Source organism: Acetohalobium arabaticum DSM 5501 (genome assembly GCF_000144695.1).
GTDB classification, from domain to species: Bacteria; Bacillota; Halanaerobiia; order Halobacteroidales; family Acetohalobiaceae; genus Acetohalobium; species Acetohalobium arabaticum.
In genome coordinates, this window is the sequence record NC_014378.1 from 1,598,359 (window position 1) to 1,611,812 (window position 13,454).

15 protein-coding genes are annotated in these 13,454 nt (G+C 36.3%); 6 read left to right on the forward strand and 9 right to left on the reverse strand.

The window, feature by feature from the left end; all coding sequences use genetic code 11:
• Positions 1-156 precede the first annotated feature (156 nt).
• The 9 genes from acear_RS07750 to acear_RS07785 form a co-directional block, all read right to left on the reverse strand.
• A complete protein-coding gene (locus acear_RS07750; RefSeq protein WP_245526677.1) occupies positions 157-897 on the reverse strand; it encodes a hypothetical protein in 741 nt (246 codons plus the stop codon).
• Positions 884-1,759 (reverse strand): radical SAM protein, encoded by an 876-nt coding sequence (locus tag acear_RS07755; RefSeq protein WP_013278456.1) that lies wholly within the window; start codon positions 1,757-1,759, stop codon positions 884-886. Before acear_RS07755 ends, acear_RS07750 begins: the two co-directional genes overlap by 14 nt.
• A 52-nt stretch (positions 1,760-1,811) precedes the next feature.
• The gene (locus acear_RS07760) at positions 1,812-2,714 is read right to left on the reverse strand and encodes a YegS/Rv2252/BmrU family lipid kinase (RefSeq protein ID WP_013278457.1); all 903 of its coding nucleotides are present in this window, start codon (positions 2,712-2,714) and stop codon (positions 1,812-1,814) included.
• 40 nt (positions 2,715-2,754) lie between these two features.
• Complete coding sequence (locus acear_RS07765; RefSeq protein ID WP_013278458.1) at positions 2,755-3,555, reverse strand: nitroreductase family protein; 801 nt, start codon at positions 3,553-3,555, stop codon at positions 2,755-2,757.
• A gap of 37 nt (positions 3,556-3,592) precedes the next feature.
• Positions 3,593-5,056, reverse strand: a complete 1,464-nt coding sequence (locus acear_RS07770) for a M16 family metallopeptidase (RefSeq protein ID WP_013278459.1) — start codon at positions 5,054-5,056, stop codon at positions 3,593-3,595.
• Positions 5,057-5,080: 24 nt separating this feature from the next.
• Complete coding sequence (locus acear_RS07775; protein ID WP_013278460.1) at positions 5,081-6,439, reverse strand: M16 family metallopeptidase; 1,359 nt, start codon at positions 6,437-6,439, stop codon at positions 5,081-5,083.
• Between the two features lie 28 nt (positions 6,440-6,467).
• Positions 6,468-6,629, reverse strand: a complete 162-nt coding sequence (locus acear_RS12585) for a hypothetical protein (protein WP_187286614.1) — start codon at positions 6,627-6,629, stop codon at positions 6,468-6,470.
• A gap of 43 nt (positions 6,630-6,672) precedes the next feature.
• Positions 6,673-7,092, reverse strand: coding sequence for an AsmA family protein (locus acear_RS07780; RefSeq protein ID WP_041667325.1), 420 nt, complete (start codon positions 7,090-7,092; stop codon positions 6,673-6,675).
• A 368-nt stretch (positions 7,093-7,460) separates the two neighbouring features.
• Positions 7,461-7,931 carry a DUF3794 domain-containing protein gene (locus tag acear_RS07785; protein WP_013278461.1) on the reverse strand — a complete coding sequence of 157 codons (471 nt, stop codon included), beginning with the start codon at positions 7,929-7,931 and terminating at the stop codon, positions 7,461-7,463.
• 346 nt (positions 7,932-8,277) lie between these two features.
• Here acear_RS07785 and acear_RS07790 point away from each other — a divergent pair, with 346 nt between their 5' ends.
• The 6 genes from acear_RS07790 (at position 8,278) to acear_RS07815 (ending at position 13,436) form a co-directional block, all read left to right on the forward strand.
• A complete protein-coding gene (locus acear_RS07790; protein WP_013278462.1) occupies positions 8,278-8,763 on the forward strand; it encodes an SPOCS domain-containing protein in 486 nt (161 codons plus the stop codon).
• A 27-nt stretch (positions 8,764-8,790) separates the two neighbouring features.
• On the forward strand, positions 8,791-9,615 hold the full coding sequence (locus tag acear_RS12175) for a DUF3794 domain-containing protein (protein ID WP_013278463.1): 825 nt from the start codon (positions 8,791-8,793) through the stop codon (positions 9,613-9,615).
• Positions 9,616-9,679: 64 nt separating this feature from the next.
• Positions 9,680-10,099 (forward strand): DUF3794 domain-containing protein, encoded by a 420-nt coding sequence (locus acear_RS07800; RefSeq protein ID WP_013278464.1) that lies wholly within the window; start codon positions 9,680-9,682, stop codon positions 10,097-10,099.
• 79 nt (positions 10,100-10,178) lie between these two features.
• A complete protein-coding gene (locus acear_RS07805) occupies positions 10,179-10,649 on the forward strand; it encodes an SPOCS domain-containing protein (RefSeq protein WP_013278465.1) in 471 nt (156 codons plus the stop codon).
• 16 nt (positions 10,650-10,665) lie between these two features.
• The gene (locus tag acear_RS07810; protein WP_013278466.1) at positions 10,666-11,115 is read left to right on the forward strand and encodes a DUF3794 domain-containing protein; all 450 of its coding nucleotides are present in this window, start codon (positions 10,666-10,668) and stop codon (positions 11,113-11,115) included.
• A complete protein-coding gene (locus acear_RS07815) occupies positions 11,115-13,436 on the forward strand; it encodes a DUF3794 domain-containing protein (RefSeq protein WP_013278467.1) in 2,322 nt (773 codons plus the stop codon). The genes acear_RS07810 and acear_RS07815 overlap by 1 nt, the downstream gene beginning before the upstream one ends.
• The last annotated feature ends 18 nt before the right edge of the window (positions 13,437-13,454 follow it).

A 13,454-nucleotide genomic window follows, 5' to 3' on the forward strand; every position in this document is an offset into this window, starting at 1 on the left:
CTGTATACCATACATCTAATTTGATTGTCACAAAAACTTCCCTTAAGGACCTCCTATTTTAAGCAGCCCTTCCCCTGGGCTGCTTTTTTCATATCTTACAGAATAAATATTGTAACAACAACAGATTAAAGATCCCAATTTCAAAACCATACCTAATTACTTCTGCCAAGCATTAACCAATGAAGAAATCCCCTGAATAATAAAGATTCCAGCAACCCAGTAATAGACAAAACGGGGATACAGTAGAATTAAAATACCTACACAGACATAGGCTATTCCTGTAAATATCAAACTAGCTCGCTCCGTCTTATTCAGCTCTTTACTCACATTATCAACCACCTTTATGAAATCAGAATGGACTAATAGAGTATTCCAAGTAACAGAATCAGGTCTAGACTTTAAAATATTATTCCTGACCTCATACCAAAAATCCGGAAAGAAAATAATATTTAGAAATATTCCAACTAAAAATAGACTCAGCAGATAAGTTAAACTGGAATAATAATGGCCCCAGGTCAATAATAAGCCTATCTCATCCATCAATAATCCTAATCCCGAACCATACATCAAAGCCAAATGTCTATTAGTAAACTTTGTAGAACCTACTATTGAAAGCCAACCTGCTAAGCTAATTAATAGAATTCCAAAGTAAAAATGATGAATATGATGTCCAAATAAGATTATATTCCGGCCAATATAGAAATCAATCTCCAAAGTTCCGCCTTGTTTTGCTATTTCAGCAAATGTACTCTCAGCTGCGCCGGCTATCAAAACCATTAGCCTAATACTTAAAAAAGATAATAAATAAGAAATAGTAATTAAAAAAGGAATGCCTTCATTATCTTTAGACTCTATAGTACCACCCCTTTCATCTGGCTCAACTTTACAGATGACCACTAGCTGGATCACGAAACTCCGTTTCATTTATTTCTAAAGCACGATTAATCTCCTGTATCATTTGATTCTTATCTTCAGGTAGCTTACCGCTTACATCCCAGTAATTAGAAATATGGTCGCTCAGTAACTGACTGCTAATATCTTTGAAATTCTGAATCAACATTTTAGTCTCCTGTAAAGCCTGATGAGGACTAAGTAAATTAAGCTCTCCTGTTTTATACTGTTGATACATAGGTGTTCCAGACAGCGGTATAAAGGTTCTCAGCCTAATAAAGTCAGGATCTATCTGATTAAGTGCTCGGGCGCTATTGATAGCATGCTTCTGGGATAATTCAGTTCCGCCTACTCCTACCATATAGTATTCACTCAATTCTATATCAGCAGCTTTAACCATTCTTCCTGCTTCAACTATTTCTTCAAAGGTTACTCCTTTATTAATCATCTCTAATACCTCATTATCACCAGACTCCATTCCCGAGTGAATCCGTGTCAACCCGGCTGACTGCAGTCGACGAAGTTCAGCTAAAGACTTTAAAGCAATAAAGTAGGCTGAACCATAAGTAGTTACCCTTTCTAAATCAGGAAAGACTTCATAAGCATACTCTAATACTTCTATTAACTGGTCAGTCTTCATCAGAATACTATTTCCATCAGCCAGAAATAGTCTACGAGCATTAACTCCATAATGATTTTTAGCTTCATCCAAATCTTCTTTAATCTCTTCTATTGGGCGTATCTTAAACTTCTTTTCCTTATACATATTACAAAAATTACACTGATTATGAGGACAGCCTACTGTAGATTGGATAATTACACTACTGGCTTCACTGGGCGGTCGATAGACTTTACCTTCATATCTCATATAGTATTCCTCCTAGTATAAACATTAATCAATTAAAATTACAATTGCTTTGTTATGGGGTGAAAATCTTTATCTCTTGAAAATGAACACAGGCTTCTATGGGCAGCAAAGGGCCCTCTTCTCCATCAATATCAACTCTAAAATCATCTATACTATCATCTAATAATTCTACTTTTATATAATCACTTTTACAGTGGATTATATTCTCATCCTGAATATGACTCCCCTGCAAAATCTTGACTAAAAGGGCCGGTAGCTTATTAAAAGATACATTTTTGACAGCTATTAAATCAAGTAAACCATCATCAATTTTAGCAGCTTTACCTAAATTATTAAATCCTCCAGCACTACTGCCGTTAAAGATTAAAAAAAGCAGAACTTCTTCTTTAATCACAGTTTCACAAGTTGTTATTTCCAAAGGTACAGCCTCAAAGGTTGATATTTCTGTAAGACCGTTTAAGTAATAAGCCAGCTTTCCAAAAGCATTTTTAAATCTTCTATCTGTCTGATGGGCCACATTAGCAAAAAGACCGCCGGCACAGACATTTATAAAAAATTTCTCTCTATCTCCCTTAATTTCACCTAAGTCTACCGCTTTAATATTGTCTTTAGCTATCACATCAAGGGCTCCATCTAAATTATAAGGGATAGTTAAATGAACAGCAAGATCATTTGAAGTTCCAGCCGGTATTATTCCTAAAGGCATATCTAGATTATACCGTTTCATTAAATTTATCACTTTATTGATTGTACCATCTCCGCCTGCTGTAATAACACCATCATAATTCAACTTTTCAATATCAAAAAAGGCTTTTGTAAGCTCCTGATTTTTTTCGGTTCTATATAGGCTAACTAGATAACCTAATGACTGTAATCGCTGGATACAGTAATCAAGAGATTCAGTAAAGTCTTCATTTCCTGAAACTGGATTATAAATTAACTTTAGTAATTTCAACTTATAAATTCACCCTCACTTTTTTACCTTTATATCAATCTTAATTTAATTTCTCCAGCTTATATCTAGCCACTTTCGGAGTAGATAGAAACTCCCAACTGCCTTTTACACCAGCTTTTAATGCTCCCAACTCAAAATGCAGCATAGCTATTCCGCAGTCTAATTCCTTAGGTATATCATACTTATCTTTAGTATTATCTAAAGACAGAAGCACACTATCTTTATCATAATTAAACCGCCAGGGCTGACGGTTAACAGCCGACGGGGCAACTCTAGCTGCTTTAAGCCCCTGCTTCACCCAGCCTGGCCAGTTATCTTCATTATAGCCAGCAGCAATTTCTGATAGTGATTTTCTCTGATGAGACTTAGCCATCCACCCCATCACCTTTTCCTCAAATGATTTGCTCTCTTTAGTATAACCCAGCGGCGTTACTGCAAACACCTTCTCCTTCTCTGCTAAATCAATCTGTTTAGCAGCTACTTCTGGTTTAAAGAAACCACCAATCCAACAAGTAGATAATCCAAGTAAGGTAGCCTCCAAGACTAATCCTTCACCTAAATAGCCTACCTTGGCCTCTACATTGGGAGTAGTAGTATCACCTATAAAAACAATATAACTTGAAGTCCCTTTCACACTCCCGTAAGAACCAATTACTCCAGAAAAAACTTCATCAGCCGAATCTTTCACTAACTTACCTCTTACTCCTGAAAAAGGACGAAACCCAACACAGCATCTTTCCATTCTAGTTATTTTTTCCTCTTCAATCGGCCTATCAATAAAGCGGCGCCTAGATTTCCTTACCTTTACTGCTTCTAACCATTCATCTACTGGTAACTTCATAGCTATCAATCCTATCATTTAGAATTTATATTAAGAATTAAGTTCCTATCTCTACTACTTCTACATCAATCCCCTGATTCTCAAACTCAGGTAGAATATCCTGTTTCTTCCCTACAATCACTGTCAAAAATCTATTAGGATAGGTATATTCTGCAAAGACCTTCTGAGCTGTGGCAGCATCCAAATTATTATACTCCTGAATATATTCATTCATATAATTCGGCTTTCTATCTCTGATCTCAGCATTATAGATTACTTTATTCAAAATGCTTAACTTTGAATTATAGACCTTGGGAAACAAAGCGTTATATCGATTTATAATCTTAAATAATTCATCTTCACTTATTTTATTCTTCCCTCTTTTAATAGACAGCATTTCTTTTTTAATTGCTGCTATAGTTTCATCACTCTTAGCCGGCTTGACTTCCGTAGTAATATAATAATCACCGCCTAACTCATAATAATTATCCCGGGAATAAACGCTGTAGACATACCCCTTCTCACTGCGCAGATTCTCCATCAGCCTGCTGCCGAAGCGGCCGCTGCCGTAAACACGGTTAGCCATCTCAAAAGGAATTTTATCTTCAAAACTATTACTGAAGAAGTTATATCCCATCTTAATTGTAGCCTGTGTTGCATCAGGTTTATTGATTAAAATCACCTTATTATGATCATCTTTATTCTCCTTAATTTCCGGCTGCCTAATTCTAGTTTCTCTTTTCGACCAATCACTAAACTGTTCTCTTACTAGCTTCTCCATTTGACTTAGATCAATATCACCAATAATCCCCAATACAATATTATTAGGAGCTACATTCCGACGGTGAAATTTCTGTAGACTGGATGGAGTTATATTATCTAAAGCCTTCATCTTCAAATTCAGATCACTACTAAAAGAATAAGGATGATCTTCATATAGATTCCGATAAAAGTACATATCCAGTAATGAATCTTCTTCTGTTTTAGCTTGGGCTAAACTTCGTTTTTTCTCCTGCTTAATTCGTTTAAAGTACTCAGCATCAAACTTAGGATACCGTAATATATCAGCAGTTAAAGATATAAGTGCTTCTTTATCTGTGCTCAAGGCATTACCGGAAAACTTAAAGTAATCCTTATTAACACCAAAATTAAAACCAATACCATGTAATTCCTTATAACGTAAAAAATCCTGTTCAGATAACTCTTTAGTTCCAGTATTCATCATTTCAAACATAAAACCAGAAATTCCAGCTATATCTTTCTTCTCCTGCCGCCTCCCTCCTTTAATATAACCGGTCAGCTCAACAATCGGCAGTTCATCATTCTTAACTAAATAAATAATCATTCCATTCTCCAGCTCTACTCTTTTATAATCAGGAATATCTATTTTGGGAATCTTATTTTTATTCTTAGCTAACTCCTTAAATAACTCCTGGTCAAAATCAACTCCAGCATAAGAAGTCTGTACTGCCACCAGCGATATAATTACAACTAACATTAAAACCAGAGTAATCTTTTTCATCGCACATCACCACTCTCCTCTCAATTAATCCTCTTTATCTTTTTGAGGCATGACATATCCGACTGTTCGATTATCCTCTGTAAAGTACTTCTCGGCCACTCGAATTATGTCTTCCTTAGTTAGATTCTTCCACCGCTTAATTTCTGTTTGATAAAACTCAGGCTTGCCGTAACGAATAACATTCTGGGCTACTGTTCGAGCAGTAGAAGAAATATTCTTCTGTTTAAATATTCTCTCTTTCAATACTGCCTTTTTTACTATTCTTAATTCTTCATCAGTAATACCTTCCTCGATTAATCTATGTAATTCCTGATCAATCCCCTCCTTGACCCGGTCCATCATCTCCTCCGACATAGGCATAACATAAACCAAAACATGTCCCGGCCGGCGAATAGCAAGCGGAAAACCGCCCGCTTGAATAATTATACGCTGTTTCTGTTTTAACTCTGTCTTTACCCGGGAAGTTGCATTATTAATCCAGATATTAAGCAGCGCTTCAATTGGAACAATATCAGGATGGTTGCCTTCAGGAATCTTATACATCATACCTACCATCGGCAATTCAGTCATTTTTTCTAATTTAATAAACTTCTCCTCAGTCTGCTTAGGCTCCTTCATCTTTAAACGCTCAATCTGTTGGGGGTGATAATCTCCATAATACTCTTTAGCTAACCTATAGACTTCTTGGGCATTAACATCACCGGAAACTACCATTACAGCATTATTCGGAGCATAATATTTTGTATAGTAATTCTGCATATCCTCGGCAGTTATATTACTAAGACTCTCCATCTGCCCAATAATCTGATGCTGAAGGGGAGATTTCGTAAAGGCTTTAGCCTGTATCTCCTCTAAAGCTGAACTATAGACATTATTTTCTAGCCTCATACGCCGCTCTTGCTTAACAACCTTACGTTCCCGCTTAAATTCCTTCGGATTAATTCTTAGATTCCTCATTCGATCTGCTTCAATAGCCATAGCCAGCTCCAGTTTAGCCGATGGAATTTCTTCATAATACATTGTATAATCATAATAAGTTCCAGCATTATTTGTACCGCCAACTGACTTTATTAATTGATGAATCTGATCCTTCTTTAATGTATCAGTCCCTAAAAACATCACATGTTCCAATAGATGTGATATTCCAGCTACTTCTTCCGATTCATCAATAGAACCAACTTTATACCAGAGAGAAAAATTAGCTAATGGAACCTGATGATCCTCAAAAACATAGATCTGCAGACCATTCTCCAGCTTAAAATGAGAATAATCAACCTCTGGTATAAATAATTTCTGATTACTATTACTTTCTGCCAAAGCTGTACTAACAAAACAGCTAATTATCAATAAAGAAATTAATAAAAGCCTTACTATTCTCTTCATTCTCCAAATTCACTTCCTTTCTTTTACCTTAAAATAATTCTTTTACTTTCTTTTCTGCTTTTTCCTTAGTTCGTTCTTTGATTCTAGATTTATCCCACTTAAGTGTAGGAGCTGAAATATCTCCTATTAAATCAAAATCCAACTGCACCTGATCATTCTCAGTAACATAAAATAACTCCTTATGAGGCAAGTTTATTTCTCTTGATCGATCTTTAGATAATAAATAACTTAATTCATAATCTAAACTTATAATTTGCTTCTCCAGACTCATTCTTCGCTAACTGAATAATAGGCTTAACTAATTTAACCTCTTCGATCTTTATCTCTCTCTGTAGCAGAGGTAATAAAGCTATATCTACAGTAAATTCATCGACTTGAGCTAAATACTTTTCATTAAATCCTTGATCATTGGCAATCTTTACTTCATCAACCCGAATTCCAACTCCTCGCCAGAACTTAAGATTAATATCTTTCACTTCAATATTACGATTCAAAGCCGCTTCTAATTTCGGTATAACTAACTTTTTTAATCTATTACTATCGAAATAACTCTTTAAGTATGTAAGTCCACCACCTACTACTAAGACCCCAATTAATATTAAGATAATAAAAACCTGTTTAAAACTGAATTTTCTCTTTTTTTCTGGCTGCATAATACTCCTCCTATTCTTCTGCTAATTCATTATATCATATATTGCTAAAAAATTACATCACAAAGCCAACTTTCATAATAATAAAAGCGACATATCCCTGTAGGGACATGCCGCTTTTATTACTCTATCCGACAGTAACATGGGGTGAGGAAGACTATTTCAAAAAATCTAGATGAGATTATCAACTCTAAGATGGAACGGGAGTTCAATTTAATTCAAAATATTATACAGATTTACTTTTATGTAAAACTTTTTAAAAGGTTTATAAAATATTTCGCAGTAAAATTGTAGTTATTTATAATAAATATTTTGTGTCGGTTGTTATAAACTACCACAACCGACACATTTGTTTTATATACATTCTTTAATTAATCCATACATTTTGGAATTGCACAAACAAAAATAACTACACATTCATTAATTTTTCTGGGATTCACAATTGTAGTTGAAACATCTTCAATAAAAACCTTAATCTTTTTTACTTTAAAGGAATCAGGTAATTTCAAAAATTGACAGAAAGAAGTTTGGAAGTGAGCTGCATGGACAGATTGTTCTGGATTGTCTGCTACATATAAAATTTTCTTATTAATTTTACCTTGGAAAATTACTTTTAATCCTTCTATTGTATTTATAGTTTTAAATTTAAATACATCTGCATTTATTAAAATTTTGGCTAATTGTTCAATATCTGGTTTTTCCTCAGGAACTTTCAATTTTAACTCTTTAACAAATTCTTTTTTTGGTAACTTGCAGTATTTTTTAATATCCTCTGGTTCATATAAACCCTGTAATTCCACTAAATCATCGTTAAAATCAAATTCATTTTTTATGAAAATCACCTCCCCGCCTTTATAAGTAATCTATTTCATGGTATATATTATGTTAATTTACTTAAAGATGTTATATGGGATCATCTAAATTTGATAATTTCTTTTTTAAAACCATATTTAATAGTAGATTTATTATATAATATTAATTTTCTGAAAAATGCAAAAAAAGAGACAGAATATTTCTTCTGTCTCAGAAAAAGTATTTAAAACAAACTCCTCTTTTATATTATTAGTTGACTTCTAAGATTGTTACAAATAGTTTAGATATTATATAATATCTAAATTTTTTCAAATTGTAACATTCTTCCTAAGCCATCCATATTATAAAACAAATATAAATTAAGGAGGTTAAAAAATGGGTGCAATACAGAATCCCGACGTTGTTCAACTTTGTCCCGCTTTTCCTGACAGAGAAGCTTTATATTTCAAGGAAATATTCGTATCCGATACTTTTAAGATTCCGGAAGAAAAACCAGACAAAGAACAGATTGTGAATGTTAATACCAGTGTAGACTTAGTAGATGTCCAGACAATAGAAGTCGAACTCCCCGATGGGGAAACCGGTGAAAAGGTTTTTACAGCCGGTAACATCTACCTTGATGTCCAATATTCCTCAACCAGGGAAACACAAACAGTTCACTTTGTTCGTTACCAACTACCATTTCAGACTTATATTGTTACAGACTGCGGAGACCTAATTACTGAAGGAGAACTGCCTGATGATTATGTCGTCCACGTCTGTATTGAAAAGATGCTGGAAGAACAAATTGATGAAAGAACTATTAACTTTGAACTATTACTGCTGGTATGGGTTGAAGATGCAACCCCCCCTGTCCAGTAAAAATATTAATTGAAAGGAGGATAAAAAGTGAATAAATTAACCGAAAAAAGCCTGGCACAAGAACAGTGTCCAGAAGAAGATGTGCTTATTAATAGCTTTACTGAAGTAATTGTCTGTGAAGAATTAGAAATACCACCACAAAAACCACCTAAGGAACACATTGCTGATACCAGTGTAACCCCAATTGTTGATGATATTGAAGTGATTGAAGTTGATCTGGGAGACCAGGAAGAACCAAGGAAAAAGGTTGTAGCATCAGGTAATCTAAATATTGGTATAGAATATTCTGCCCTTGAAGATGAACAGCAAATACACTTTGCACACTTTGGTGTTCCATTTCAGGGGATAATAGGATTAAGACCCTGTATATCAGATCCTCAAGTAGATGGATTTAATAGAGGATTGTTACCAGCCTGTTTTGACCTGGATGATTTTAATCTTAATGCATGTGTTGAGCACAAACAGTTCCACCAGATAACTGAAAGAAAAATTAAAGTTGTAATAGTTGTTCTCCTGTGGCTTGAACCAAAATTTGAATTGAACTTCACTCAACCGGCAGAAGATGGAACCGAAATTTCTAATGATGCAGATTTCACCCTTGAAGCAGAAGTAGTTGATGGGATACCCCTCAGTGAAGGTCAGTTTGAATGGGCACCGGTAACCGATCCCGATGATACAACTACAATTTGTACGGATGCTGATCCTGATGGTACTATTTCCTGTGATTGGTTAGTAGGTGATTTACCTGCCGCTGATACCGAAGTAATAATAACAGCGACAGCAATACCAGAATGTTATTCCTATTTAGAAATTCAGGATACAGTAACAGCTACAATTGTCGCAGCACCATAACTTTGAAAAGTAATTTAGGAATTTAATCAACAGGAAAAAATTAATTAAAAGGAGGGAAAGATATATGCTGACTTTTACCGGTATTTTTGATCAGGTTCCCATAGATAGTAAGCTTGTGATTCCACCCCAGAAACCTGAAATGGAATATATTCTGGATACTAAAGTGAATGTAATAATTAATAAGGATGAGGTTATAGATACCCCCCTGCTGGTTCCTGAAGCAGAAGATGAAGTTCAACTTCGAAAAGTTGTTGTTAGTGGTATAGTTGAAATTAAAATAGTTTATTCGGCTCTTGTTCCAGACCAGAAGGTTCATGCTGCTCATTTCAATGTACCATTCTGTGAATTAATTGAATGGCCGGATGGACCACCGCAGGGAACCCCGATTGAAGTAGATCCTGTAATTGAAAAAGAAGTATTTATGAAGGAAGATGAACGCAGGATTTTTAAATCATTACTAATTCGACTTGATATCTATAGGTAAAAAATAATTGTATTTTATATTCTTCAGGCCCTCCATGATGGAGGGCCTGAAGAATATATGAAAAAGGAGGTTGAATGGTTTGCCAAAAAAGTGTTTTGGAGATAATGTGGGGGATGAAATGTGTCCTGGAGAAGGAGACGTAATAAGTTTTCATATTCAGACTACTTTAAGCGGTTTACTTGATATACCCCTTCAAAAACCACCAAAGGAAGAAATTTTTGATAGCACCCATGAAATAGATATAACCAAACTCAAATCAATAACTGTGGCCAGACCACAGGGAAAAAAGGTGCTGGTAACCGGTACCTTTATGGCCGGAATTGAATATTTAGCTAAAACCGAAGAACAGACGGTACACTTTTTTCATTCCGATATCCCATTTCAGGTTCTTATAAAAGATAATGATGGTACAATGCTAGACTTAGATTTTGATTTAAATGAATATATTGCCCATGTATGTGTGGAACACGAAGAATATCAGCAGGTAGATGAAAGAACTATTGCCTATGAAGTAGTTTTATTAATCTGGCTGCAGAGAAAAGATAACTAAAAAGGAGGGAGTTTTGTTGTTAACATTTATGGATATGGCCGGGGATCCGGAAGTGTTTGACGAATTAGTTATTAATCATAACCTGACCATACCAGAGGAAAAACCGGTAATGGAAAAACTCCTCGGTTATAAAATAAAGTATAAAATCAAAAAAGCAGCGGTTATTGCTACACCTCTGGTTGAAAATGGTCTTCCGGTAAGAAAGGTTATAATCAAGGGGGACGCTAAAATTACAATTAAGTATGTTGCGGATGTACCTGACCAGCAGGTACACGGAGCTCACTTTAAAGCACCATTTTCCAAACTGATTATGTGGCCCGGGGGACCAGCTCCAGAAACACCGCTGTGTGTGGAGGTTCTGGAAGAACATGTTCAGATTCATATGTTGGACAGTAAACATTTGTCAAAAGTAATTGTTATTCAGCTCAATGTAAGTGTTAATAAAAAAGGAGGTGACAAAGACTAATGGCAGTAATAGGTGGTATTGATTTAGGAAATTTAACTGATTATCTATTATTTTTTGCTGATGCCAATGAGGATGCTAACTGGCAGGGAGCCTCTAAAGGTTTTGCTGGTGATGTTGCAGTTGACGGAATTCAGGCTAACGAACGTACTTCAGGTTTTGTACCCTATGCGGGAACTATTACTACTAATGATCTTACACTTGACGCCTGGCAGGATATTGTTGATGATAACCCCTTGCAGGCAACAGGTGTAACCGGCCAGGTAGCTCTTATTAATGATTTAGAAACAGACCTCATTAATGCTTTTCAGCAGATAAATGCCCTTTCTACTAACTTACCCCCAGGGGTAACAGCTCCAGTATCCTCGACTGATTTAAATGGAGTAGATACTACCAATGGAACGGCAGAAACCTTTGTTATCGATATTGTTGATGGACTCAGTTTTTCCAGTAAAATATTTATCACCGGGGATCCAGAAGATGTTTTCATCCTACGCTGGGATGAAGATCCGGGAACTCCCGGTTATCAGGGGCAGGTAAAACCACAGAGTGGAGGAGCAATTGTTCCCCAGGGTGGATTGGAGCCCGGTAATTTCATTAATGTGGCTGGAGATATTAATGCATCAGGTGGTGGCACTACCCCAGCAGCACCCTATCCCCAGGGTCCTCGTCTGGATGATGGTCAGGGGGCACTGATAAACGGTGGTGATGACTTTGATGGTGGCGGCTTTTTTACTGGTTATTGGCTGACAACAGGTTCACCTACTGATTCAGGACCGGGTGGGCTGCTTATTGGAGATACTTCATCACTCAGCAACGGTATCTTTGTCGGCGGTTGGTATACACTGACAACTAAATTCAGCATGACGTCCGGTACCAGTGGTGTCTATGTCTCACCAAATCCCGCAACACTGGGAGAACCTTCAGTTGATGTTGAGAAATTTGTCTCACCTGATGGTGGAACAACATTTTTCGATGCCGATACACCTCCGGGGCCAAATATAGTAATGGGGACAGATCCGGAATACAGGATTGTGGTAACAAATACAGGTAATGAAACATTAACCAATATAACTCTCACTGATGATGTTTTAGGTGCTTTTGCTACTCCGGCCAGCCTGGCTCCAGGAGATTCTTTTGAAGTGACTGCTACTGGCACCTGGGCAGAAGGACTCAATACAAATACAGCCACTGTTACAGCAGATGGTGACACAGTAACAGGACTTACAGACAGTGACCCGGCTAATTATACGGGGGTAACTGCTTCAATTGATGTAGAAAAATTAGTCTCAGCTGATGGTGGAATGACATTTGTAGACGCAGATACTCCACCCGGACCGGATATAGTGACGGGTACAGACCCAGTATTTAAATATGTAGTAACCAATAATGGTACAGAAATCCTTACTGATATTTCCTTGATAGACAGTAAACTCGGCCCTATTACTATTCCTACAACTACTTTAAATCCCGGAGAATCTTTTGAAGTAACTGCCGCTGGCACCTGGGCTGAAGGTCAGCAGACCAATACAGCTACAGCCACAGGTACATTCGATAGTACAATTGTAGAAGACACCGATCCTGCAAATTACTTTGGGGCTGCAAATGCAGCTATAGATATTGAGAAACTGGTTTCAGGTGATGGGGGATTAACCTTTTTCGATGCCGATACACCTACCGGACCATTAATAAATGAAGATACTGATCCGCAGTTTAAGTTTATTGTTACCAATACAGGTGATGCTCCTTTAACTGATATTACTGTTACTGATACAGTATTGGGTTTTATAACCACCATTCCCAGCTTGAATCCTGGTGATTCAGATGAGACAATAGTGATTGGTACCTGGGCAGGGGGACAACAAACAAATACTGCAACAGCTGAGGGCACATTTAATGATCAAACCCTTACAGATACAGATCCAGCTAACTACTTCGGTATCCCGGAATGTTTTTCACAGTTATTGATAGACGGTGATCTTGAAATTCCGGAACCAAAACCCGATATTGCAAAAATAGTTGATTTTAATGTAAAATCAAAGGTTAATGATATTGATATTTTTGATACAGTAGATGGAACCAAGATTATTGTTGGTGGATTTGTTAAAATAGGAATAACTTATGTAGCAGACAATGAACAGCAAACAGAACATTTTGCTCATTTCAGAGTTCCGTTCAGTGCTACCCTGGTCTGCCCGGAAATACCCCTGGATGCCAAATTGGAGCCGATTATAGTTATTGAACATGAACAGCACCATATAATAGACGAAAGAACAATCAGCAAAGACATTGTAATGCTTGTGGGAGTAATAGAAAACTGCTGATGAATGATATATTTCTGA

Coding starts and splice junctions, on each gene's coding strand:
- acear_RS07770 (WP_013278459.1), bottom strand. CDS start 5,056: ATGAAAAAGATTACTCTGGTTTTAATGTTAGTTGTAATTATATCGCTG.
- acear_RS07780 (WP_041667325.1), bottom strand. CDS start 7,092: ATGCAGCCAGAAAAAAAGAGAAAATTCAGTTTTAAACAGGTTTTTATT.
- acear_RS07815 (WP_013278467.1), top strand. CDS start 11,115: ATGGCAGTAATAGGTGGTATTGATTTAGGAAATTTAACTGATTATCTA.
- acear_RS07790 (WP_013278462.1), top strand. CDS start 8,278: ATGGGTGCAATACAGAATCCCGACGTTGTTCAACTTTGTCCCGCTTTT.
- acear_RS07775 (WP_013278460.1), bottom strand. CDS start 6,439: ATGAAGAGAATAGTAAGGCTTTTATTAATTTCTTTATTGATAATTAGC.
- acear_RS07800 (WP_013278464.1), top strand. CDS start 9,680: ATGCTGACTTTTACCGGTATTTTTGATCAGGTTCCCATAGATAGTAAG.
- acear_RS07765 (WP_013278458.1), bottom strand. CDS start 3,555: ATGAAGTTACCAGTAGATGAATGGTTAGAAGCAGTAAAGGTAAGGAAA.
- acear_RS07755 (WP_013278456.1), bottom strand. CDS start 1,759: ATGAGATATGAAGGTAAAGTCTATCGACCGCCCAGTGAAGCCAGTAGT.